The sequence below is a fragment of the Arcicella sp. BE140 genome (assembly GCF_031456255.1).
Classification (GTDB): domain Bacteria; phylum Bacteroidota; class Bacteroidia; order Cytophagales; family Spirosomataceae; genus Arcicella; species Arcicella aquatica.
The window spans coordinates 60,519-85,126 of sequence record NZ_JAVDUE010000016.1 but is presented as its reverse complement, the minus strand read 5'-3'; the positions used below and the strand labels follow the sequence as shown (position 1 = coordinate 85,126).

Below are 24,608 nucleotides of genomic sequence, written 5' to 3'. Positions count from 1 at the left end.
TCTGTTATTTTGAAAAAATGTTTTAAGTCACGTCTATAAGTTCATGAGTTTAAAGTTTATGAGTAAATGTTAAAAACAATTTTAATCACTCATTCACCACTCACTCAATCACAACTATTAATCATGGTCATGACCTTCAGCTTGCGAAACGCCTGTTTCTTTAAATGCACCAGTTTCTTCTGTTAAATCGCCTTCAGAATTACAAACGAATAATCTTGGTCTTCTCACTTCTGGTTTCACGGTAGGAGCACCCCCCGCTTTGGCGTTCAACATCTTCTGTGTAATACGATTGCGTTCAGCAGCAATTTTCAAACGCAATTCTTTGTCTTTTTCAAGGTCGAAATACGTAGCACCGTCGATGATTACTTTTTCTGGTTTGGCATATACCGAAAGTGGATTGTTGTTCCATAATACTACGTCAGCATCTTTCCCAACTTTGATACTTCCCAAACGGTTATCCAAATGCAACATCTTCGCAGGGTTCAACGTAACCATTTTCCAAGCTTGCTCTTCTGTCATACCGCCATACATTACTGTTTTGGCAGCTTCTTGGTTTAAACGACGAGCCATTTCTGCATCATCAGAATTGATTGAAGTATTCACCCCAACTTTAGTCATCAACGCTGCATTAAATGGTATCGCTTCTTTTACTTCCATTTTATAAGCCCACCAGTCAGAGAACGTAGAAGCATTCGCACCATGTTCTTTCATTTTATCAGCCACTTTATAACCTTCCAAAATGTGGGTGAAAGTATTTACTTTAAAGCCTAATGAATCGGCTACTTTCATCAACATATTGATTTCAGATTGTACATACGAGTGACAAGTGATAAATCTTTTCTTGTTCAAAATCTCTACTAAAGCATCTAATTCTAAATCACGTTTAACGGGCCCAAGGCTAGGGTTAGCCGCCGCCGCTTTTGTTGCTTTTTCATATTCTTTTGCTCTTAAGAATGCATCCATCATGATTTGCTCAACGCCCATACGGGTTTGAGGGAAACGGATTCTAGCACGGTCGCCCCAGTTGGCTTGTTTTACGTTTTCACCTAAAGCGAACTTGATAAAACCATCAGCATTTGGAATCTTCAACGCATCTGGTGCTTCGCCCCACTTCAATTTGATGATTGCTGATTGTCCACCGATTGAGTTAGCAGAACCGTGTAGTAACTGAGAAGAAGTAACTCCACCCGCTAATTGACGATAAATGTTAATATCTTCTGAATTGATAACATCTTCCATTCTTACTTCCGCAGTAACGGATTGCGTTCCTTCGTTTACCGATAATAATGCAATGTGCGAGTGTTCGTCAAAAATCCCGTTGGTTAAATGTTTACCCGTACCATCAATTACTTTTGCACCACTTTCCGAAAGGTTTTTGCCTACTCTCGCAATCTTACCATTTTGTAACAAAACGTCAGTATTAGTGATAATACCCTCTTTTTCGTTTGTCCAAACGGTTGCGTTTTTCACTAAAATAGTTTCCGCTTTTGGTTTGTCTTCTGTACCGTAGCTAGTGAAAGGATATGATAATTTTCCGATTACTGGAACTACTTTTTTGGCCGTATCAACTTTAGCAGGAGTTTCTTTGAATGCTTCTTTGAAAGTAGCGGCAAATGCAATCGCCTGTCCGTTAGCATCTAATCCATCTCCTTTAAAATTCTTTCCGTCAAAGTAAGTACTGATACGAGTATCGCCTTTATCTTTTTTAGGGTCTAGTTTGAAAGTCAACGTAAAGTTTTCGCCTGTTCTAATTACTTTAGGAGTCACTTTGATTGAATCTGTTACTACAATCTGAAAATCAGGCTTTTCTATTTTACCTGTTACATTCAACTTCATTCCACCTTTGTTGCCAACTGTCAAGTCGTAGTTCGCACGAACATCGATGATATTCATATTTGAAACCACATAACGCTTTCCTTTTACCCAGTTTTCATAAATTACGTTACCATCTTTAAAAAGATTATCAGAAGTAATCAAAAAGTTGGCCAGCATACCTGCTTTCAATGAACCCACTAAGTTGTCCACCTTCATTAATTGCGCAGGTGTAGAAGTAATGGCTGCTAAAGCTACTTTCTCATCTAGTCCATATTCAATGGCTTTGCGGAGGTTAGTGATAAAATCTGCTTTTGATTTTAAGTTAGACGAAGTGAAAATAAAATTTACACCTGCTTTTGATAAAAGACTAGCATTGGCAGGAGCCATCTCCCAGTGTTTCATTTCTGCTAACGAAACCACCGAAGCATCATAAGGGTCTTCAACATCTGGCGTAGTTGGGTAGTTTAATGGTAAAATCAAGGTAGCACCTGTTGCTTTTACTTCATCAAGACGTTGGTACTCGTCGCCCATTCCTTTAATGATATACTGAACACCAAATTCTTTAGCAATTTTATTAGCACGCAATATTCCTAATTTATCACCTACCTCAAATACTTGTGGAATGCCTTGATTGGCATTGAAAGCATCTAAAGAAATGTTAAACTCAACTTTGTTTTTCGATTTCTTAAACCAGTCTGCATCAAGATATGTTTGGCGAAGTAGTGCTACCGAACCCATCATTGAGTTGGGATAATCTTGGGTAGAAGTACCCTTCGAGAAAGAATAATGAGCAGAAACTTTACTTTTCAATAAAGCATCTTGGTCACGACCGTCACCCAACGTAACAAATGCCGACGTTCCTCTTACGATTCCGTCCTGCACATGGCTAACCGCCGAGCCAAACCCCGCCTTACGTAGTTCGTCAGCAGCAGGAGCGTTGATTGTAAAAACACTGGCAGCATCTACTTCTGGTAAAACTGCTTGATTCCAGTTATAAGCACCTTTTTTCTTAGATTCAAACTGAGGGTCAGCTCTAAAACCTCTTCCGCCTTCACTTTTAATTTCTGGTAATCCATAATTTGAATACGCTTCAACTAAAGAAGGATAAATTCTTTTTCCTTTCAGATCTGTCACGGTGGTTCCGCTCGGAATAACGACTCCCTTGCCAACAGCTTCAATTAATGAACCACGAATTAATAAGGTTGCTCCCTCAATAGTAGTATTAGCGTCCACAACAATTGTTGCATTGGTGAAAGCAAAAAGGTTTAGCCTTTCGTCCTGCACACCGTTGCGAGGAGAGAATTGTGTTTGAGCATGAACTATTGACCCCAACAGTAATATGTTAATGAGGGTAATAAAAAGTTTTTTCATGTTTTGTTGATTTTTGTTTGTGATAAAATAATAAGCTCTAAAAATAGGCTCAAAATTAGAAATATCCTATTTCGCTTTTAGTTTTTCGCTTAAAGAATATTTTACAACGATTAATGAATTAGAAAAGTGATAATGATAAACGTATAGCACAATAAAATTTAACGATTTCAAATTTTTTTAATAAAAGTTTTGCTGTAAACGTTTCCGTAAACGTTTACGGAAAAATATTCAAAAAAAACCTTGAAAAGTGATATTTATTTAATATATCTTTAAGAGAAAATTATACAGATACTTTTATTTTATCTATGATAACTACAAAAAAACTAATCGACGAGGTTGCATTATGGAATGAATTTAGAGCAGGAGACCATGCTGCTTTTTCTTCAATTTATCATAACTATGTTAGTCTATTGTACAATTACAGTACAAGTATTACTGCAGATCGTGAATTAATTAAGGATTGCTTGCACGACTTATTTGTAGAATTGTGGAAAAATCATCGAAATTTAGGTGAAACAACTTCTATTCGTTATTACTTAATGGCTTCTATCAAAAGAAAATTGGTACGCCATTTGGAAACACAACAACGCCATTTCCAACATCAAGAAGCTTATTATCTTGAAAATCCAGATTTTATTACTTCTCATGAAAACCGTTTGGTTGCTTTTGAAGAAGAACAAACTTTTAGTGATACCCTTGCGGAATCATTCAAGTATTTGACCAAACGCCAGCGTGAAGCTATCTCTTTGAAATTTTTTCATGATATGGATACCGACCAAATATCGAGTATGATGAGGATTAATCCGCAGTCTGTTTACAACCTTATTTTTGGTGCATTAAAAATTTTAAAAGAACATATTGCCATAGAAAGACTCGCTTTAGCATGATATAAATCTACTTTTTGTATGAAGAGCCAAAATCACTCGATTTTGGCTCTTTTTTTTGTGAAATATTAGATGTGTTCAATTTTTAAAAAAAATAGTAATAAACGAGTAGAAAACCGATTAAGCAAGCTTTTGCTCATAATACAAGTTTTACTTAAAATATTTATAAAATTGTTTGAGCAGCGATTTACAAAGTATAAAGATTTTATGTCTGAAGATTTTTTATCAGACACTTGCTTTATTGAATGGGTACAATCAGAAAATCATGAAGTCGGTAAAGAATTTTGGCAAGCATTTTTAGAACGTTATCCACAAAAGCAACAAGAAATCGAACTAGCAAAGTCAATCCTCAACCGAACGCATGATGAAAGCTTATCGAAAGATGAAGTAGCATCAATCTGGAATCGAATCAATTTAACCATTTCAATAATTAATTAAACAAATTTATTTTAATCACATTTTAAAAAAATCAAAAACACATGAGTATGAAATCTCTACTAAAATTAAAAAGTAATGTAGGTTGGGCAATTTGTTTATTGCTCCTAACTCATACATTTACTGGTTATGCTCAAGATCGAACAATCGCGGGTAAAATTACATCCTCTGAAGATAATCAGGGAATTCCAGGTGTAACGGTTGCTGTAAAAGGAACAAGTAAAGGAACAACCAGTGATGCTGCTGGTACATTCAAAATTGCTGTAGGTAATAAATCTGTTTTAGTGTTTTCTGCTGTAGGCTTTGTAACGCAAGAAATAGCTATTAATAATCGTACAGCACTTGATGTAGTACTTAAAGCAGATGTTCAATCATTACAAGAAGTAGTTGTAGTGGGTTATGGTACACAAAAGAAAAGTCAATTAACAGGTGCAATTGCTTCGGTATCGGCTAAGCAAATTACAGAAATGCCAATTACAAACCTTGGTCAAGCCATGCAAGGTAGAGTAGCTGGGGTTGACGTATCGCAATCTGGTAGTAAACCAGGTTCTGTACCAAATATTTTGATTCGTGGTCGTCGTTCATTCAACGCTGGTAACAACCCTTTGTATGTAGTAGACGGAATTCCAATGGCAGGCGATAGAAATGAATTAATGTCAAACAGACCATTTGACTTTTCATCAGGTGGATATGAAGACATCAACCCTAATGATGTAGCTTCTATGGAAGTACTTAAAGATGCATCGGCAGCAGCTATCTATGGTGCTAGAGGTGCCAATGGGGTAATTCTTGTTACTACTAAAAGAGGAAAAACGAAAGGTAAAACAACCATTAGTTATGATACCTATTATGGTGTATCAAAAGCCTTGGATAAAGTAAAGCTTTTTAGTGGGTCTGAATTCCAAGAGTTTGTACGTGAGGCATACCGTGCTACGGGTGGTTATAAAGATATTAATGGTAATCCTGTTCCTACGGGTACGTCTGATGCTTATGCTGACTCTAAAGTAGCGGTTTTGGGTGGAGACCCTGCCGTAGCTGAAGGTATAGCTCAGAATAGAAATACTGATTGGCAGTCGTTAGTACTACAAACAGGTATTCAACAAAACCATACGTTGGGTATTCAAGGCGGCAATGAAAAAACACAGTTTTATATTTCAGCAGGTTTCTTTCAAGACAAAGGGATTAACCCTGGGTTAGATTATACGCGTTATTCAATTAGATCTAACATAGACCACCAAATCAACAAAGCTATCAAGGTTGGTATTTCTACTTTTATGACAAACAGTGTGAGAAATGGTGCGAGTTTAAACCCTTATGGTGCAACCTTACAGCAAAACCCACTTGCTACTCCTTATAATGCAGACGGAAGTATTAAATTCTCGCCAACCAATGATGCCTTATTGACAAACCCATTGGCTGAGATTGTACCGGGTGCTCAGGTTGATGAAATTAAGAAATACCGTATTTTTAACAGTATTTATGCAGAGGCTACAATCTTGGATGGATTGAAATACAGAGTTAATTTTGGTCCTGATATGACTATTTCGAGAGCAGGTCGTTTTATTGGGTCAATGACAAATAATAACAAAGGAGGAAATGCTACTGCCTCTGAAAATACACAATTTGGGTTTAACTGGGTATTAGAGAACATTGTTACTTATAACAAAACATTCAATAAAGTACATAATTTGTCTGTTACGGCTTTACAGTCTATTCAGAAAGAAAATTTTGAATACAATACCTTAGCAGTGTCTGGCGTGCCAGCTGAAACACAACAGTTTTATAATCTTGGTAATGCAGGGACAGTTCAAGGCTATGGTAGTAATTTAATTCAATGGGCTATTAATTCGTTTATGGCTCGTATTAACTATGACTATAAAGATAAATACCTCATTACTGCAACAATCCGTCGTGATGGTTCAACTAAATTTGGGGTAAATACAAAATACGGTAATTTCCCTGGAGTTGCTTTAGGTTGGAATATCAGTAATGAACCATTCATGAAAGACTTAACCGTAATTGATTTATTGAAACTACGTGCAAGTATTGGATCAACTGGTAACCAAGGTGTTCAGCCTTATCAAACTCAAGGACAATTAGGACGTACTGCTTATGCTTGGGATGCTACACCAGCTTACGGATACCGTCCGAATACAATTGGTAACCCTGATTTGAAATGGGAAACTTCCACTTCTAAAAACATAGGTTTAGATTTCTCACTTTTAAGAGGTAGAGTATCTGGTTCATTTGAATTTTATCAAACAAATACTACTGATTTATTACTTTCAGATTATTTGCCGGGTTCTATTGGTTTTGCTTCGGTAACTCGTAACGTTGGAGAAACTCAAAACAGAGGTTTTGAAGCAGGCATCACTACTGTTAACGTAGATAAAGGTGGTTTTAAATGGACAACAGATTTTGTATTTACAAAGAATACAGAAAAGATTGTGTCATTGTATAACGGAGCGATAGATGATATTGGTAATAAATGGTTTATCGGTCAACCATTATCAGTAATTTACGATTACAAGAAACTAGGTATTTGGCAAACAAGCGAAGCAGACCAAGCTAAAGCAATGGGAAGCTCTGTTGGACAAATTAAAGTACAGGATACTAATAACGATGGAAAAATCAATGCTGATGATAGAGTAATCCTAGGGTCAGATATTCCAAACTGGAGTGGTGGTATTACAAACCGTTTTAGCTACAAAGGTTTTGATTTAAGTTTCTTTATTTATGCACGTCAGGGACAAATGATTGTAAGTGGTTTCCACCAAGATTTGAACCAACTTGCGGGTCGTTATGAACAAATGAAAGTTGATTATTGGACTCCAAACAACCCTACAAATGAGTTTCCACAACCAAAATCAAACCAAGAGTTCCCTGTAAATAATGGTGCTATTATTAATTTTGATGGTTCATTCGTAAAAGTACGTAATATCAACTTTGGTTATACTGTGCCAACAAAAATTGCTCAGAAAATGGGACTTGAGTCTCTACGTCTTTTTACTAGTATTCAACAACCGTTCATTTGGTCATCATATCGTTCTAAATACAATGGTGTTGACCCTGAAACACAAACGGGAAAAGTTGATAGAAACGTTACACCAGCTACTAGCGTAATGACATTTGGTTTGAATGTTAAATTTTAATTAGCCTTAAGCATTCAGCTGTAAACTATGGGCTAATGTTGACTCAATGACGCTCATAGCAGTTAGTTAAAAACAAAAAAATAAAAAAATGAAAAGAACATATATAAAATCATTGAAATTTTTCAGTCTGCTAACATTTATGTTGGTTGGACAGTCGTGCCAAGATGTACTTAAGGAAAATGTAATATCAGGTATTAGTAATGATTATATCAGTACTCCTGCTGGTTTTAACGCAGCCATTAACTCGGCATACGCTACTTTAAGAGGCTTTTATGGTACACAGCAAGGGCTAACAGTAACAGAATATGGTACTGATTTGTATGCAACTGGTGCAGATGGAGGCTACAAAGGCTTTCATTTCTATGATGCCCAATTGAATTCTCAGGTAGACTGGTTAAAAAATATTTGGGATGAATTATATAGAGGAATCAATACTTGTAACGCAGTTATTGAAAGAGCTCCAAGTGCCACTGGCATAACTGATGCTTTGAAAAAACAAAGAGTAGCAGAAATGAAGTTTTTACGTGCGCACTATTATTTTCTTTTATTGCAACAGTGGGGCGGAGTGGATTTACGTTTAACAGAAACTTTAGCACCAACTAAAAAAACAACTAGAGCGAGTGAAGCAGATATGTATAAAGCTATTATTGCTGACTTAGAGGCCTCTCTGCCTGATTTAGAAAATAAAGCTAAATCATCAGACTATGGGCGTGCTACTAAAGCTGCTTCAGAACATTTGTTAGCTCGTGTTTATTTAGCAAAAGCGATGTCATCATCAAAAGCTGCTGATGATTATTCAAAAGCCGCTACGTATGCTTCCAATGTAATTAATAATTATGGGTTCAAATTGCTTCCAGATTTTGCAAGTGTATTTGCTCAAGGCGCTGGTGAAATTAATAGTGAAGTTATTTTTGCAGTACAATATACTGTTGATCCATTGACAAATACAGCTCCTCCGCCATTAGATAACACCGGAGACGGTAATACTTTTGGTAACAACTTACACTTGTTTTTTGGTATGCAATACGATGTTCAGGCAGGTATGGTTCGTGATGTTACTTATGACAGACCTTTCAAGCGTTTACGCCCTACTAAATATTGTACAGAAAATGTTTTTGCTTTTGCTGATCGTGTAAACGATTCTCGTTATAAAAAAACGTTTAGAGATACTTGGTTATCAAATAACCCAGGAACATACAATACTGCTTTTGATAATTCTAAAGCTAAAGTAACTTTTAAAACAGGCGATACAGCCATTTACATTCCAGGATACGAAATGTCAGTTGCTGAACGTGCTAAGAAACCATATCAAGTATTAGTACCAAGTGCTTATACAGAAGCATTATTCCCTACGCTAGTTAAGTTTATGGATCCACTTCGTCAGGATAAAACTTATGCTCCGGGTAGTCGTGACTTTTTATGTTTCCGTTTAGCTGATACTTATTTAATGTTAGCAGAAGCTCAATTAATGCAAGGTAAAGTAGCAGAAGCAACAGAAGCAGTAAACGTGGTTCGTCGTCGTGCGGCTTGGCCAGGAAAAACTGCTGCTATGGAAATAACGCCTGCTCAGATGACTTTCGACTTTTTAGTTGATGAACGTGGACGTGAATTATGTGGAGAACAGATTCGTTGGATGGATTTAAAACGTTGGGGTAATTTGGTCGATAGAGTTCAAAAAAATAATCCTCAAGCGGCATCAAACATCAAGCCGATGCACTTGTTAAGACCAATCCCTCAGTCACAAATTGATCGTACAGAAGGAGGGGCTGCATCTTTCCCACAAAACCCTGGGTATTAATCTTTAGAATAGTATAATAATAAAAAGCCTGACGAGTTGGAAACTTGTCAGGCTTTTTACATAAAATCGAGTACTACTATTAACTCAATCTATCTTTGAAGCTTTCGTAACCAAAGGTTTTTACTAAATCGAAAGTTTCATTTTCTCTCCAGATACCTATAGAAGGTAAATTAACCCCATTGAAGGTTGTTGTTTTTACCATGGTATAATGAATCATGTCATCAAAAACGATGGAATCTCCAATTTTCAAAGGCTCGTCGAAAGAATAATCTCCATAAAAATCACCTGCTAGGCAAGTCATTCCCCCGAAACGATAAGTATGTTTGCCTGCTACGGGTTCTTGGTGTGCCCCCAGAATTTTTGGCTTATAAGGCATCTCTAAAGTATCAGGCATGTGTGCGGCAAAGCTTACATCAAGAATCGCCACATTAATTCCTTGAGAATCGATGATATCTAATACAGTAGACGTTAAGTATCCTGTTCTCCAACCCACAGCCGAACCTGGTTCTAGGATAATTTTTAGGTTCGGGAACCTACTTTTCAAACCTTTTAATACACTAATTAAATGCTCAGGTTCATAATCAGCACGTGTTATTAAATGTCCTCCGCCTAAATTCAACCATTTAGCTTGTTTCAATAAATCTCCGAAACGTTCTTCGATAGCCTTTAAAGTACGTTCAAGCGTATAAGAATCGTTCTCGCACAAAGTATGCGAGTGTAAGCCTTCAATGCCTTCAGGCAAAGTATCACCTAATTGATTGCGGGTAATACCCAAACGCGAACCTGCAATACATGGATTGTACATATCTGTCTCTACCTCAGAATATTGAGGGTTAATACGTAGCCCACAACTGATGCCATGCTGAATAGTTCTTTCTTTAAATTTATCAAACTGAGCCAATGAATTAAAAGAAATATGTGAAGAGTAAGACATCAACTCGTCAAATTCTTTATCTAAGTAAGCAGGAGAATAAACGTGTGCTTTTGAGCCCATTTCTTCAAAAGCCAAACGTGCTTCATGCAACGAACTTGCCGTTGCTCCAGCCAAATATTGGCGAACCATCGGGAACGTAGAGAACATCGAAAAACCCTTTAATGCACAAATGATTTCGATGCCAGCTTGCTGTTGAACGTATTGAAGGAGTTCTAAATTTTTACGTAACAACCTATCTTCCAATACATAACATGGAGAAGGTATTTGAGAAAAATCAATCATTTTTTGTTGTATGAATGGTTTATTTATTCACAAAATTGCCCGTACTTTTCAATACGGGCAAAAAAGAATTTTATTGTTTTGAAGAAATGCTTATAACTTTTTCTTAAGCTTTTCAACTCTTTTCAAAGGCACATTTAAAGTATCAGCAATTTGTTGAGCTGTCAATAAATTTGATTGAAGCAATAAGATGATGTTATTATCAAGGGTTTTTTCTTTTCCTTTTTCTTCACCCATTGTCATACCTTGTACGTAACGGATGTCTGTTTCTAAGTCATATACAATGGGCATAATGGCAGTCTGTTTTACGGTTTCATCTTGTAAATTACGAAGTTTAGCTAACACTTCCAATTGCTTTAGATACTTACCAAAACGGTTATGCCCTAAGAATTCTCCTTTAAAATTCTATCATATTCGTTAATACTCATGCGGAAGAACGCCGTTAATTTCTTCGTTCCAAGGTAAACCATGAATATTCAACATTGCCATGAATGGATCAGGATTCATTTCTTCACAGTTCCAAACACCCGGTTTCATCCACTCGCCAGTAATCATCATCATCGCACCAATCATGGCTGGTACACCTGTTGTATAACTTACGCCTTGCGCTTGTACTTCTCTCCAGCAATCTTGATGTTTACAGTTGTTCCAAACATAATATGTTTTTTCAACACCGTCTTTAATCCCTTTAATTTGGCAACCGATTGATGTTTCGCCAGTATAATTTTCACCTAAAGAACCTGGCTCAGGAAGTACTGCTTTCAAAAATTCTAATGGTACGATATCAATTCCTTGGAATTTGATAGGAGTAATAGAAGTCATTCCTACATTTTCCAATACTTGTAAGTGTGTAATGTATTGTTGCCCGAAGGTCATCCAGAATCTTGCACGTTTCAACGTTGGAAAGTTTTTAACCAACGATTCCAATTCTTCATGGTACAATACATACGATTCTTTTGGTCCGATTCCCGGATATTCGATAGGTTTATGGATTGACATCGCATCAATTTCTACCCATTCGCCATTTTCCCAATAACGTCCTTTCTGAGTAATCTCACGAATATTAATTTCAGGGTTAAAGTTGGTTGCAAAAGCTTTTCCATGGTCGCCAGCATTACAGTCGATGATGTCTAAATAGTGCATTTCATCGAAGTGGTGTTTATTTGCATAAGCAGTATAAACCTGTGTAACGCCTGGGTCAAAACCACAACCTAAAAGCGCCATCAAACCTGCTTCTTTAAAACGCTCTTGATAAGCCCACTGCCAAGAATATTCAAATTTAGCAACATCTTTTGGTTCATAATTAGCAGTATCCATATAATGAACGCCAGTTTCCAAACAAGCATCCATAATTGTTAAATCTTGATACGGAAGTGCTACATTGATAACCATAAACGGTTTCACCTGATTAATCAAGGCTACTAATTCTGGTACATTATCAGCATCTACTTGCGCAGTTTCTACTTTGGTTGGTAGCCCTATTTTAGCACATTCCTCAGCAATGGCATCACATTTACGTTTTGTACGGCTTGCTAAAACTACTTCAGAAAATACTTCTGGATTCATGGCACATTTCTTTACAACTACGTTTCCTACGCCTCCTGCACCAATAATTAAAACTTTCTTACCCATTATTTTTTGATGTTATCTGTTAGATGTTGCCCACAAATACATTACATATTTACGACATACATGAATATAGTTGCAAAATTAGTTAAAGCTTAGAAATTATAGGAGTTATGAAGATTAAATTTGTTAATGATTATCATAATACTATAAGAGAGATATAAAATTTACCCTTAGGATGATTTAAAATGGTTCAAAACACCTATTTTTGTTTTATACCCTGCTCTTGAATGGTGATTTTTTAAGCGTATGTTTTTTTTGATAACAAAATTTTCACTTAAAAACTTTACAATATGCTTCCAAACATAGGTATTCTCTTTAACAATTTCAATACTTTGATTATCAAATATTGGCAGAATAGATACTGGTGTATTAGTATCAGTATATTAGTTTTTCTAGTTTTTTCTTTGATATATTTCCCAGAAGTAATTAGAAAAAGGGTGCATGACGATTGGACGGGAAATGATGTGTTGGTTCAACAATTTGTCAATAATAAGATTGCCAATCCCTTTAAACCAACTGAAAATCTTTTACCGCACGACCATTTCAGTAAAAGAGACCTAAGGATAACGCCTTATATCCTTGCAAATGCCTTTGGGTTAAATTCTCTTCGTTTATTCTATCTCCAGATTTTATTGCTTCCCCTTTTTATTTGGCTATCTGTCAAGGTAATCTATAAAGCCACCAACAATTATGTATTGGGTTTTTGGGGAACTATCGCCCTGCTGTTTTCGTATGTGGGCAATTCCTTTAATTTTGATACCCTATTTTACGATTCTTACGCTTATTTTGGGTTGCTACTTTCCTTATATTTCTATAAAAATCCATTAGGTATTTTATTTTTAGTAGCTAGCTATTTTGTAGATGAAAGGAGTGTGGCTCCATCCCTAATTATTCCATTGTTTGCAGGGCTGACTATCTATCCTATACACAGCACTAATAAAGATTTTGCGACAATTTTTCAGAAAATGATTGTCCAGAATAGAACCTTATGGCTTGTTTTTATTAGTTTGGTCATTTATGCCACCATCAGAATCATTTTTTACTTGCTTTATCATCTGCAAACCCCCGTTGGCGAACATAGTGGCGTTACCTTGGGTTTGGGTTTTATTCATGGTGCAAAGATTCCCTATGCTATTTTTTCATCTTTGAAATTAAACTTGCTTTTAATTATTTTTGCTTGCTTTTATCTCTTCAAAAAGAAATATTATATCGTAGCTGTATGGTTTACAGGCGTTTTCCTTCTTTCTTTTTTGGTAGGTACTGCTGTTGAAGACGTTACCCGAAGCTTGGCTTATTCCTTTTTGCTAGTGTATGTAGTGTATTTATTAGTGGCACAAATCAATGAAAAAGCAAGTAAGTTTATCTACCTAATAGCTTTTGTAAATATTCTGACGCCAACTTATTCTTTGCTTTTAAACTTATATAAAGTAGAGGCTTTTAGCTGGCTCATACATTTTCCCCAACATTTCTAAATTTTAGGAAACGCTTTGTTTTTCTTTAAGTATTTTCATGAATCAAACCAATACCGTTTTTATCACTGCTTTGAGTATTATTTTAGTAGGGTATTTTCTGAAACGCCAAAATGTTGTCTCTGAAACAGAAGGCAAAGTCGTTTCTAAGCTATTGATGCACACTACTTTTCCTGCTTTGATGTTCTTGACAATGAGGCGTGTACATTTTGAGTTCAACTTGCTATTACTTCCTGTTATTTCTTTTTGTTTTTCATTATTGACTATGTTTACGGCGGCATGGTTATTCAAAAAACAAACCCAGAAAATGAGGGCAATCTTAATTATGGGGAGTGGAGGTTTCAATCTTGGGCTTTTTGCTTATCCACTAATTGAAGGTATTTGGGGACAAGCGGGAATGGTCTATGCCGCCATGTTTGATTTTGGTAATTCCTTTGCCATTTTCGGATTAGTGTATGGAACAGGTGTATTTTTATCAGATAAAAATGAAGGAGCGACCATCAGTCAAAATGCGAAAAAAGCTATTTTGAAAATCTTTACTTTAGTGCCTTTTCAGGCTATTCTATTGGGTGTTTTTGTTAATTTGGCTAAGATAGAACTCCCAACGATTGTGATTGATGTCTTGGATGTAATGGCTAGGGGAAACAAAGTTATTGTATTATTAATCATGGGGATTTACTTGAATCTTTCCATTTCTGGCGAAATATTCAAGAAGGTTTCCAAGGTGCTGATGATTCGTTATTTCTGGGGATTTTTGTTGGGTTTTGCTTTTTTTTACTTCTTGCCTGTTGAGCAACTGTACAGAAATGTATTATTAATAGTGCTAATAATTCCTGTCGGAATGACGCTCTTGCCTTTCTCTGACGAACTCAATTATGATACTAAGATTGCAGGAATGTTAGTGAATGTTTCCATGCTGATTAGCTTTGCGATGATGTGGGCTTTGGTAATTGGCTTGAAATTGGCTTAAAACGGCCTGCTGGCTTTAGCAAAACAACTCATCCAAAATTTAGTAAAAAGATTATCTTCTCTGATACCTTTTGATGAGGAGGCATGAATAAACATTACTTCTTTATTGCTTCGCAATTCTGTAATCATGCCCGCATGATTGATGTTGCTGACGTTGCCTTTGTTGGTTACAAAAAATACCCAGTCGCCAGGGCGGAGGTCGTCAAGGGAAATTTCTTTGCCAAAGTCTGATTGCTGATACGAAATTCTTGGAATTTTATAGCCCAATTGCGAATAAACACAAAACAACAAACCCGAACAATCCATGCCATTTCTATCGGCTCCGCCTGCTCGATAAGGCACACCCGTATAGCTTCTTGCCGTTGAAACAATGTTATTGATGGTTTTATTATTATAAACCTTATTGTTGTTTGCTGGTCTAGCGACAGGCTTGGGACGAGCAGCAACATTATCTTGCTCTTTCCTACGGAATAATTTACATGAATCTAAAAAGACAGCTAAGCTTATCAGTAAAAAAAAACGATAAAAAATATTCAGGCAGTTTTGTCTCATAAAAATCAATAAAATATGTTTATAGCTGAATAATATTGTTTTTGGTACTCTTCAATACTTTCACGGTGACGTAAAGTTGCCCCGTATGGCGTTGTGTATGTTCGGCCGAATGAAACAGCAGTCCAAGTACATTACTAGGAATTTTCTTCCTTCCAATACCCCGTGGTTCTAGCAACGTTTTTTCATTCGTATTTTTTAATTGTGTAAGTGCTTTGTTTACTTGATTGTTAAAACGAGTAAGTAGTGTCTTTACGTTTATATTAGGTTGATTTTTTACAGATTCTAGTTGTAAAAGTTCTAATTGGTCTTCATTAAGGGCTTGATCATTGGCATAAGTAAACAGTCTATCTAATACGCCTGACAGATGTTGCAAATGAAAAGCTACTGATGCACAGCCCGCAGGAGATTCCCAAAGTAATTCTTCGGGGAAGTCAATCATCATCAGGTTTACTTCTTCTCGTGCCTGTAAGATTGCGTGAGCCACTGGTTGTAATAATGGAGCCAACCCCGCAATGGGCCCACGCATCCATACTTCTAGGTTGTTGGTTTGTTGATTCATTTTTTTTGTGTGGATTTTGTAGACTTTAGGACTGGAGGACTTTAGGAACTGTGAACTTAGGATTGAAGGACTTTAGGATTGACGATGCTCATTTAAGTTCTAATTCTTTTCTATTAGCGGGTGACTTAAGTCACCCGCTAATAGAATTTTTTTGAGGATTATCTTATTAAAAAAGCTATTTCAATAGCTACTTATGTGCTTCATTTACGACTTCTATTCTAAACCTAAAGTCCTAAGTCCTCCAATCCTACAGTCCAAACGTCCTTTAGTCCTAAAAATCTAAACCGCCTTCATACTCAAGGCAATTCTTTTACGTGCGATATCTACTTCCATTACTCTTACCTGTACCTGTTGTTGTAATTTCACCACTTGGTTAGGGTCAGAAACGTATTGGTTGGCTAGCTGAGAAATATGTACTAAACCATCCTGTTTTACGCCGACGTCCACAAAACAGCCAAATGCCGTAATGTTAGTGACGATACCCGGAAGTACCATTCCCTCATACAAATCCTCTACCTTCTTCACATTTGCATCAAATTCAAAAGCCGTTAATTGCTCACGTGGGTCACGTGAAGGCTTTTCTAGTTCTTTCAGAATATCTTGAAGCGTCAGCAAACCGATTTTTTCGTTGGCATAAGCATTCAAATTTAATTGTTTTCTTAATTCCGCTGAACTCATCAGGTCTTTTACAGAGCATTTTAAATCCTTCGCCATTTTTTCGACGATAGGATACGTCTCAGGGTGAACCGCAGAATTATCCAACGGATTTTCAGCGTTCTGAATCCTTAAAAAACCCGCACATTGTTCAAATGCTTTGTCGCCTAAGCGAGCAACCTTTTTAATTTGCTGGCGAGATTTAAAATCACCATTTTCCTGACGATACTTCACAATGTTAGCAGCCAATGATGGCCCCAGTCCAGCTACGTAACTTAGCAAATGTTTTGAAGCTGTATTCAAATTTACGCCAACCGCATTTACACAACTCTCCACCACAGTATCCAGCGTGCCTTTTAACATCGACTGGTCAACATCGTGTTGATATTGCCCCACACCAATAGATTTCGGGTCTATTTTTACTAACTCTGCCAAAGGGTCCATCAATCTTCTACCAATAGAAACGGCTCCGCGCACAGTAACATCTTTATCAGGAAACTCTTCGCGGGCAATAGGAGAGGCCGAATAAATAGAAGCACCCTGTTCAGATACTACAAAAATTTGTGGTACTTTCTTAAAAGGCAATTTCTTGACAAAATCTTCGGTTTCTCTGCCAGCAGTCCCGTTTCCAATAGCCACGGCCTCTATTTGGTATTTTTCAGAAAGCGTCAAAACAACGTTTTGGGCTTCCTGTACTTTATCGAATGGGTAAATAACGGTATCGTGTAATAAATTTCCTTGACCATCTAACACTACGGTTTTGCAACCAGTACGATAGCCTGGGTCGATGGCCAATACTTTTTTCTGACCAAGGGGCGATGCCAATAACAACTGACGAAGATTCTGTGCAAAAATTTTGATGGCTTCCGCATCAGCTTTTTCTTTTGAAAACCCTGCAAACTCGTTTTCAATCGATGGCTTCATCAACCTTTTGTAACAGTCGGTGATGGAATCTTCCACAATCTTTTTCGCATCAGGCAAGCCCTTCAAGAAAATTCTATCCAATGCACCTAAAGCATTATCTTCATCAGGTGAAATACTTACGCTCAGGAATCCTTCTTCTTCACCCCGACGCAAGGCTAACAACCTGTGCGAAGGTACTTTTTTCAAAGGTTCGTAGAAGTCAAAATAGTCTTTATACTTGATTCCTTCTTCCTCTTTTCCTTTTTTTACTTTGGCATATACCATCGCCTCACGCTCAAATACCTTTCTTACGGCATTTCTGGCATCCACGCTCTCATTAATCCATTCAGCAATAATATCCCTCGACCCTTGCAGGGCTTCTTCTACATTACTTACTTTATCATTCAAATATGCTTCCGCTTTTTTAAGGATATTGGCTTCTTTTTGCTCAAAAATAAGTTTTGCCAAAGGCTCCAATCCCTTTTCAATTGCAATGCTTGCTCTGGTCTTACGCTTTTGTTTATAAGGTAAATAAAGGTCTTCTAATTCTTGTAGGTAATAGGCATTGTTGAGCTTTTCTAACAACTCTGGCGTCATTTTTCCTTGCTCTTCAATAGATTTAATAATGCCTTCACGACGTTTATCTGCTTCTTTTAGTTTCCCCCAAAGCTCTTTAATATCCAGAATCTGTACTTCATCCAAACTCCCCGTAGCCTCCTTTCTATACCTCGCTATGAAAGGAACAGTTCCTCCTTCTTCTAATAAATTGATTGTATTCTGTACTTGGGTAATGTTTACGCCAACGGTTTTGGCAATAATTGAAAGCTGTGTTTTATTCATGAATTTGTATAAAAAATAATCTTGGTGATAGTAGCACGAGTCGCTAAACCTACCGTGTTTAATGCTTGTTTTTGGTCAATTGATGTTGAGTAATAAATGATGATTTGGCGTTTTTTGTTCGCTAAAATACGGATTTGTTTTATTCAATCCTTAACATTTCTATGTGTTCTATGTCGTCTTCTAAATATATTTCACTAACTTGTTGAAAGCCAAAAGATTCATAAAATTGCTTGAGATATAATTGTGCTCCGATTCTGATGGGGCTTCCTGCAAAGATTTTCTCCATCATTTCAATAGATTTTATCATCAATGACTTGCCGAAGCCTCCACCACGTGCCAATGGTGAAGTAACCACTCTGCCAATAGACGCTTCTTCATAAGAAATGCCGGGGGCTATTAGTCGAGTATAAGCGACAATCTTTTGGGTCTCGGTATCAAAACCCATAAAATGAAATGAGACAAGGTCTTTGTTGTCCAAATCTTGAAAAGGACAATGCTGCTCAACAATAAAAACTTCATTACGGAGTTGTAGAATTTGGTATAATTCGATTGTAGTTAAGTCTCTGAAATGCTTGAGGTACCAGTGAATGTTCATTATGAAATTAGTTTTGATGAGTAATTGATACAATCGTGAATATACAAAGTTTATTATCTTTGTAAAACTCAAATTTTCAAATATGCTAAATAGATTCATCTGGATTTTAATCATACTGTTTACTTTTCAAGTAGGGAAGGCTCAGAATACAGTTTCTGAATATGAGCAAGCTTATAAAAAAGCATTAGAATTATACAAAAATCATGAGTACGAAAAAGCTAAAATAGCCTTCACACATCTTGCCAACAATCATGTAGCGACGGCCCTTGTACCCAATACTTTTTACTTTGCCGCCTTGAGTGCCATCCAATTAAAAGAATTTACTGGAGCAAAAACTACGCTGAAAAATTTAATAGCAGCTTTTCCAAGCTGGGCAGGTAAAGCAGACATTAACTTTTTGTTAAGTGTCTTGGCTTTTGAAGAAAAAAAATATACGGAGGGTTTTGCGATAGCTCAAAAAATTCCTTCGGATTCCCTTCAAAATGAATTAACGGAGATGAAAATATTTTATACCCGTAGGATAGATTCACCGAAACTTATACAAGAGCTATCAAAGAAGTTTCCTAATGAAACGGTTTTGTCTGATAAAGTTGAACAAAATTTAACCATTAGTGCTACTTCCGCAGGCGTTACAAAGTCGAGAACATCTAAAGGATATTTTAATTTTGCTTTATTAGTGCCAGTCGAGATTAAAAATATGGGTATCGACAGGGTCAGGAAAAATCAATATGCCTTGGATTTGTATCAAGGTATGAAATTGGCAAAAGCACAATTATTGAAAGAAGGAGTGACGATAAATTGCTTTGTATATGACATGGCAAACGAACCCGACGAGATGCTTGAGCTGGTCAATAATCGTTCCTTTCAGATGATGGATTTACTCATTGGACCACTTTATACAGAGACCAACAAAATTGCTTCTGTTTATAGTGAAACCAATCAGATTCCTATCGTGAATCCGATGTCGAATAATCAGAAGATTTTGGAAGATTATAACTTATCGTTCTTGGCTCAGCCTTCGGCAGCCATGCAGGCAATGAAGGCCGTTGAGTTTGTTAGTCGACAAGCTTTTATGGGTAGAGACGTAGCCATCTATTATTCAGATGCTACCAATGATTCTGTCACAGCGGAGGTATATCGAAAGCAAATGGAAAAAATTGGTTATGATATTGTTAAGTTTGAAAAGATAAAGTCTACTGCTGAAGATATTATGGCGAAACTTCCTGAAAAAAGAGTGAGCCATATTTTTATGGCTACTTCTGAAAAGAAAGCAGGACTTTCGATGATTACAGCCTTGAACAAAAAGGAAATAATGGCTCCGCTGATTACAACTGCGGAGGCTTTCAATAGTTATAATTTAAGTAATGGAACATTGGCGGGCAGAGAAATCTATTGTATCAATCCTGAGTTTATTGACAATGATAAGCCAGAGGTGGATAGTTTCCGAAAAGAATACTTAGCAAAGTATGGTATTATTCCTTCTTATTATGCTTTTCATGGGTATGATTTAGCACTTTTCTGGGGGAGACTCTTCGGGAAAAATGGATATGACATCCGCAAAGGCTTGGATACGCCAGCTACTTACAATAATTCATATACTTTATTAGGCTTTAATTATTTCAAATCACAAGACAACCAAATTTGCCCAATCACGACTTTGCAAAATTATAAGTTTGTATTGGCGAAGTAGGTTCTTGGGGAGACTTTAGGACTTGTAGACTAGAGGACTTTAGGAGTTTTAGACTTTGGGATTGAAGACTTTAGGATTTTGAGACTAGAGGACTTTAGAATTTTATGACTTTATGACTTTAGGATTGAAAACTTTAGGGCTATGAGATTATAAAATTGATGTCTTTAAGATTATGATTTTGGAGAACGAAGTATTTTAAGTTGCACTTAACTTAAAGTCTTTCAGTCTCAAAATCCTAAAGTCTTCAATCCAAAAGTCTTCTAGTCCCAAAATCCTAAAGCCCTCAATACCAAAGTCTAAAACTCCTAAAGTCCTATAGTCCCCCAATCCTAAAGTCCTTTTTAAAAAAACAACAATGACACAATCAGAACAACTTTTTCAGAAAGCTAAAAATTTTATTCCCGGAGGCGTGAATTCGCCAGTAAGAGCATTTCGTGCAGTAGGGGGAAACCCGATATTTATAAAATCAGCAAAAGGAGCCTATTTATATGATGAGGATGGGAATGCTTATATTGAATTAATCAATTCATGGGGACCAATGATATTAGGTCATGCCCATGAACTAGTAGAAAAAGCCGTTTCAGATGCCATTCAAAGCGGTTTTTCATTCGGAGCGCCCACACGCAGAGAAGTAGAAATGGCAGAATTGATTTGCTCAATGATTCCTTCGGTTGAAAAAGTGCGCATGGTAAACTCAGGTACAGAAGCTACGATGTCGGCAGTGAGAGTTGCCCGAGGATATACAGGCAGAGATAAGATGATTAAGTTTGAAGGTAATTATCACGGTCATGGCGACTCCTTCCTTATCGCAGCAGGTTCTGGCGTGATGACATTCGGAAGTCCAGATTCACCAGGCGTAACCAAAGGCGTAGCCAACGATACCCTGACTGCACCCTATAATAATTTAGAAGCCGTACAGACGTTAGTAGATGCTAATAAAGGGAATATCGCCTGTATCATCCTTGAGCCAGTAGTAGGAAATATGGGTTTGGTAAAACCAGCCGAAGGTTTCTTAGAAGGTTTGCGTGCTATTTGTGATAAAGAAGGCATTATCTTGATTTTTGATGAGGTAATGACAGGCTTCCGTTTAGCCAAAGGAGGTTTCCAAGAGCGTTGTGGCGTAACACCAGACATGACCACGATGGGGAAAATCATCGGAGGAGGAATGCCCGTAGGAGCTTATGGCGGTAAGAAAGAAATCATGGACTGTGTATCACCAGCAGGACCAGTCTATCAAGCAGGAACACTTTCGGGTAATCCGATAGCGATGGCCGCAGGGTTAGCAATGTTGAATCATTTAAACGAAACACCATCTGTTTATACCCGTTTGGAAGAAGTGGGGACAAGATTAACCGACGGAATGAAAGCCAATATGAACAAATTAGGGTTGAATTATACCTTAAATCATGTAGGCTCTATGTTCACGTTGTTCTTTACCGACAAGGCCGTAAATAATTTTGAAGATGCCAAAACATCTGACACAGTAGCTTTCGGAAAATATTTCCAAGCGATGTTAAAAAGAGGCATATACTTGGCACCATCACAATACGAAGCCATGTTTCTTTCAACAGCCTTGACAGACGAACATATTGAAACTATTTTGCAGGCTAATTACGAAAGCTTACAAGAAATTCAGTAGGTTGAGTTTCCAAAAGAAGTTCAGTAGGTCGAGTTTCCAACTCGACTTATCGTCTTCAAGTCGAGTTGGAAACTCAACCTACAAATAAATCAACTTAGAAACTCGACCTACAGATTTTATGGAAAACAGCAAAAAAATATTACTCATAGAAGACGATAAGAGGGTTTCTGATAGTGTAAGAAATGGATTAGAGAAGAAAAACTTCATCGTTGAACCTGCCTATGATGGTTTTATGGGGGCTAGTTTGGCGACTAATAATACTTACGATTTGATTTTGTTGGATGTAAACCTACCTCTGATGAATGGTTTTGAAGTTTGTAAAATTATCCGACAAAATAATATCCTCACGCCCATCCTAATGCTGACTGCGATGGGTGAGGTAGATGATAAAGTAAAGGGCTTAGAGCATGGTGCGGATGATTACTTGGTAAAACCTTTTGAATTCAGAGAGCTGATGGCTAGGATTCAAGCATTAATTAGGCGAGCTAATCAACAACAGGATGTCAGCACAGAAATATTGCGAGAAGCCAATCTGGCCTTGAATCTGAGAAGTAAGACCGTCACCCGTGATGAACAAAGCATTGAGCTAACAGCGAGAGAATTTGAGTTGTTGGAATATATGCTGAGGAATAAAGGACGGGTTTTATCAAAAATGGATATCGTAGAAAACGTGTGGGACTTGAATTTTGATACCAGTACCAACATCGTAGAAGTATATATTAATTACCTCCGCAAAAAAATTGATAGGGAGTTCGAACCTAAATTGATTCATACCAAAACGGGCTTAGGATATGTATTAAAAACCTTGTAATACATGCAAATCAGGTATAAAATAGCCATTCAATTTACCATCATCGTAGCGATTATCTTGCTGATTTTTTCTGCTATTGTCTATCTAAGGGCTGAAAATCAACAACAAAAAAACTTCTATGACCGCCTACAGGCTCGTTCAAATACTACGGCTCGTTTACTCGTAGATGTACAGGAATTTACCCCAAGACTGTTGAAATTGATTGATAGAAATTCTTCATTGCGCCTTGCTGATGAGGAAGTATTCGTCTTTAATTTTAAGAATGAATTGCTTTATTCAAACGTAGAGCATCAGGCTAATTATATCTCTAATAGCTTGTTGGAAAAGATAAGACAGGAAGGCAAGGTGACTTTCAATAGCGATGAGCGACAAGTGGTGGGAGTATTGTTCGCTGGCAAATTTGATAGATTTGTAGTAGTAGCTTCGGCTACTGATAAAATTGGTATTTCGCAGAAGGAAAATCTGATTAAAACCTTGACCATTGGTTTATTATCTGGTATTTTAATTACGATTGTTTTAGGGATATTTTTTGCCAGTCAGGCACTAAAACCTATTCAATCAATTAATGAAGAGATTTCAAGAATTACGGCACATAACCTCAAAAAACGATTGGACGAAGGGAATGGAAAGGATGAAATCGCCGAGCTTTCTGTCAATTTTAACGATATGCTTCAAAGGCTGGAAATGGCTTTTATCCAACAAAAACAGTTTGTTTCACAGGCTTCGCATGAACTCAGAACGCCATTGGCAGCCCTGAAAACTGAAGTACAAGTTGGTCTGGAAGAGGAACATTCTATGGAAGAATATCAGCAAATGCTAAGGAATATTTTGAACGATACCGAAAGGTTGATTCAATTATCCAACGGACTTTTGCAGTTAGCCAAAACCATAGATGAAGGCGAAAAGTTTGTATTTGAAGTCTTGAGAACGGAGGAAATATTATTGAATGCTCAAAAAGCTGTTCAAAACAGTCATCAACATTATAAAATCATCTTCGGCTTTGAGATGATTCCCGAGGAAGATAACCTTACTTTAATCAATGGAAACGAAGTATTGTTAGAAAACCTCTTTGTGAATCTGCTGGAAAATGCCTGTAAATATTCTTCCAATCAGCAAGCGAATATTTTGTTGAGTTTTGATAAAAAGTATTGCATCATCAAAATAAAAGATAAAGGTATTGGTATTTCAACAAGCGATTTACCCTACATTTTTAATCCTTTCTACCGCGCTAGAAACACTAGCAATATCAAAGGCTTTGGCATTGGTTTGTCGGTAGCCAAACACATCATTGAACTTCACAATGGCATCATACAGGTAAAAAGTAAGCTAAACTTGGGCACAGAGTTTATTGTAAAGATTCCGCACTGTTAATTTTTAGCTTTCTAAGGAAATTCTAATATTAGATTAAGCTATTCTTAAGGTTAAAACAAGACCTTTGTCATGTAACAACAGCATACTAGACCATTGATACATTAATGAAATGATTGCTCAGGAGAAATTAAAGTGTCGATGAAAGGATTACTGTTATAACGTAGTAGAATAATTTGATCTGTTAGCGAATCACCGTTAGTCATGCTGGCGGTGATTTTTGTATATTAATTTTTTTATCTCAATATTTAGCCATTTAATG

Annotated in this window: 18 protein-coding genes; 10 read left to right on the top strand and 8 right to left on the bottom strand. The window is 36.8% G+C overall.

The genetic code is table 11. From position 1 onward, the window contains the following. Positions 1-117: 117 nt before the first annotated feature. Positions 118-3,186 carry an amidohydrolase family protein gene (locus tag J2Y60_RS19460; RefSeq protein WP_309922783.1) on the bottom strand — a complete coding sequence of 1,023 codons (3,069 nt, stop codon included), beginning with the start codon at positions 3,184-3,186 and terminating at the stop codon, positions 118-120. A gap of 305 nt (positions 3,187-3,491) precedes the next feature. On the opposite strand from J2Y60_RS19460, the gene J2Y60_RS19455 reads away from it, so the two are divergent. From J2Y60_RS19455 to J2Y60_RS19440, 4 genes are all read left to right on the top strand, one after another. Then, positions 3,492-4,073, top strand: a complete 582-nt coding sequence (locus J2Y60_RS19455) for a sigma-70 family RNA polymerase sigma factor (protein ID WP_309922781.1) — start codon at positions 3,492-3,494, stop codon at positions 4,071-4,073. 204 nt (positions 4,074-4,277) lie between these two features. Beyond that, the gene (locus J2Y60_RS19450) at positions 4,278-4,508 is read left to right on the top strand and encodes a hypothetical protein (protein ID WP_309922779.1); all 231 of its coding nucleotides are present in this window, start codon (positions 4,278-4,280) and stop codon (positions 4,506-4,508) included. A 47-nt stretch (positions 4,509-4,555) separates the two neighbouring features. Next, positions 4,556-7,657, top strand: a complete 3,102-nt coding sequence (locus tag J2Y60_RS19445) for a TonB-dependent receptor (RefSeq protein WP_309922777.1) — start codon at positions 4,556-4,558, stop codon at positions 7,655-7,657. An 88-nt stretch (positions 7,658-7,745) separates the two neighbouring features. Beyond that, the gene (locus tag J2Y60_RS19440; RefSeq protein WP_309922775.1) at positions 7,746-9,455 is read left to right on the top strand and encodes a RagB/SusD family nutrient uptake outer membrane protein; all 1,710 of its coding nucleotides are present in this window, start codon (positions 7,746-7,748) and stop codon (positions 9,453-9,455) included. Between the two features lie 79 nt (positions 9,456-9,534). Here J2Y60_RS19440 and nspC read toward each other — a convergent pair whose 3' ends face one another. From nspC to J2Y60_RS19425, 3 genes are all read right to left on the bottom strand, one after another. Next, positions 9,535-10,671, bottom strand: coding sequence for a carboxynorspermidine decarboxylase (gene nspC, locus J2Y60_RS19435; RefSeq protein ID WP_309922773.1), 1,137 nt, complete (start codon positions 10,669-10,671; stop codon positions 9,535-9,537). Between the two features lie 90 nt (positions 10,672-10,761). Beyond that, a complete protein-coding gene (locus J2Y60_RS19430; protein ID WP_309922771.1) occupies positions 10,762-11,013 on the bottom strand; it encodes a hypothetical protein in 252 nt (83 codons plus the stop codon). Positions 11,014-11,085: 72 nt separating this feature from the next. Then, positions 11,086-12,300, bottom strand: coding sequence for a saccharopine dehydrogenase family protein (locus J2Y60_RS19425; RefSeq protein ID WP_309922769.1), 1,215 nt, complete (start codon positions 12,298-12,300; stop codon positions 11,086-11,088). 287 nt (positions 12,301-12,587) lie between these two features. On the opposite strand from J2Y60_RS19425, the gene J2Y60_RS19420 reads away from it, so the two are divergent. Continuing rightward, positions 12,588-13,769, top strand: coding sequence for a hypothetical protein (locus J2Y60_RS19420; protein ID WP_309922767.1), 1,182 nt, complete (start codon positions 12,588-12,590; stop codon positions 13,767-13,769). Positions 13,770-13,806: 37 nt separating this feature from the next. Next, positions 13,807-14,736 (top strand): AEC family transporter, encoded by a 930-nt coding sequence (locus J2Y60_RS19415; RefSeq protein ID WP_309922765.1) that lies wholly within the window; start codon positions 13,807-13,809, stop codon positions 14,734-14,736. Here J2Y60_RS19415 and J2Y60_RS19410 read toward each other — a convergent pair. From J2Y60_RS19410 to J2Y60_RS19395, 4 genes are all read right to left on the bottom strand, one after another. Beyond that, positions 14,733-15,287, bottom strand: coding sequence for a C40 family peptidase (locus J2Y60_RS19410; RefSeq protein ID WP_309922763.1), 555 nt, complete (start codon positions 15,285-15,287; stop codon positions 14,733-14,735). The two genes, J2Y60_RS19415 and J2Y60_RS19410, sit on opposite strands and share 4 nt — an antisense overlap. Positions 15,288-15,306: 19 nt before the next feature. Next, entirely contained in the window at positions 15,307-15,846 is a 540-nt protein-coding gene (locus J2Y60_RS19405; protein ID WP_309922761.1) for a DinB family protein, read from the bottom strand. 279 nt (positions 15,847-16,125) lie between these two features. Next, entirely contained in the window at positions 16,126-18,243 is a 2,118-nt protein-coding gene (locus tag J2Y60_RS19400) for a Tex family protein (RefSeq protein ID WP_309922759.1), read from the bottom strand. 139 nt (positions 18,244-18,382) lie between these two features. Beyond that, positions 18,383-18,838, bottom strand: a complete 456-nt coding sequence (locus J2Y60_RS19395; protein WP_309922758.1) for a GNAT family N-acetyltransferase — start codon at positions 18,836-18,838, stop codon at positions 18,383-18,385. 82 nt (positions 18,839-18,920) lie between these two features. Between J2Y60_RS19395 and J2Y60_RS19390 the strand changes: the two genes are divergently transcribed. From J2Y60_RS19390 to J2Y60_RS19375, 4 genes are all read left to right on the top strand, one after another. Next, entirely contained in the window at positions 18,921-20,528 is a 1,608-nt protein-coding gene (locus tag J2Y60_RS19390) for an ABC transporter substrate-binding protein (protein WP_309922756.1), read from the top strand. A 355-nt stretch (positions 20,529-20,883) separates the two neighbouring features. After that, positions 20,884-22,167 (top strand): glutamate-1-semialdehyde 2,1-aminomutase, encoded by a 1,284-nt coding sequence (hemL, locus tag J2Y60_RS19385; protein WP_309922754.1) that lies wholly within the window; start codon positions 20,884-20,886, stop codon positions 22,165-22,167. A gap of 118 nt (positions 22,168-22,285) precedes the next feature. Continuing rightward, positions 22,286-22,978, top strand: a complete 693-nt coding sequence (locus J2Y60_RS19380; protein WP_309922752.1) for a response regulator transcription factor — start codon at positions 22,286-22,288, stop codon at positions 22,976-22,978. 3 nt (positions 22,979-22,981) lie between these two features. Beyond that, positions 22,982-24,349 (top strand): HAMP domain-containing sensor histidine kinase, encoded by a 1,368-nt coding sequence (locus J2Y60_RS19375; protein WP_309922750.1) that lies wholly within the window; start codon positions 22,982-22,984, stop codon positions 24,347-24,349. The last annotated feature ends 259 nt before the right edge of the window (positions 24,350-24,608 follow it).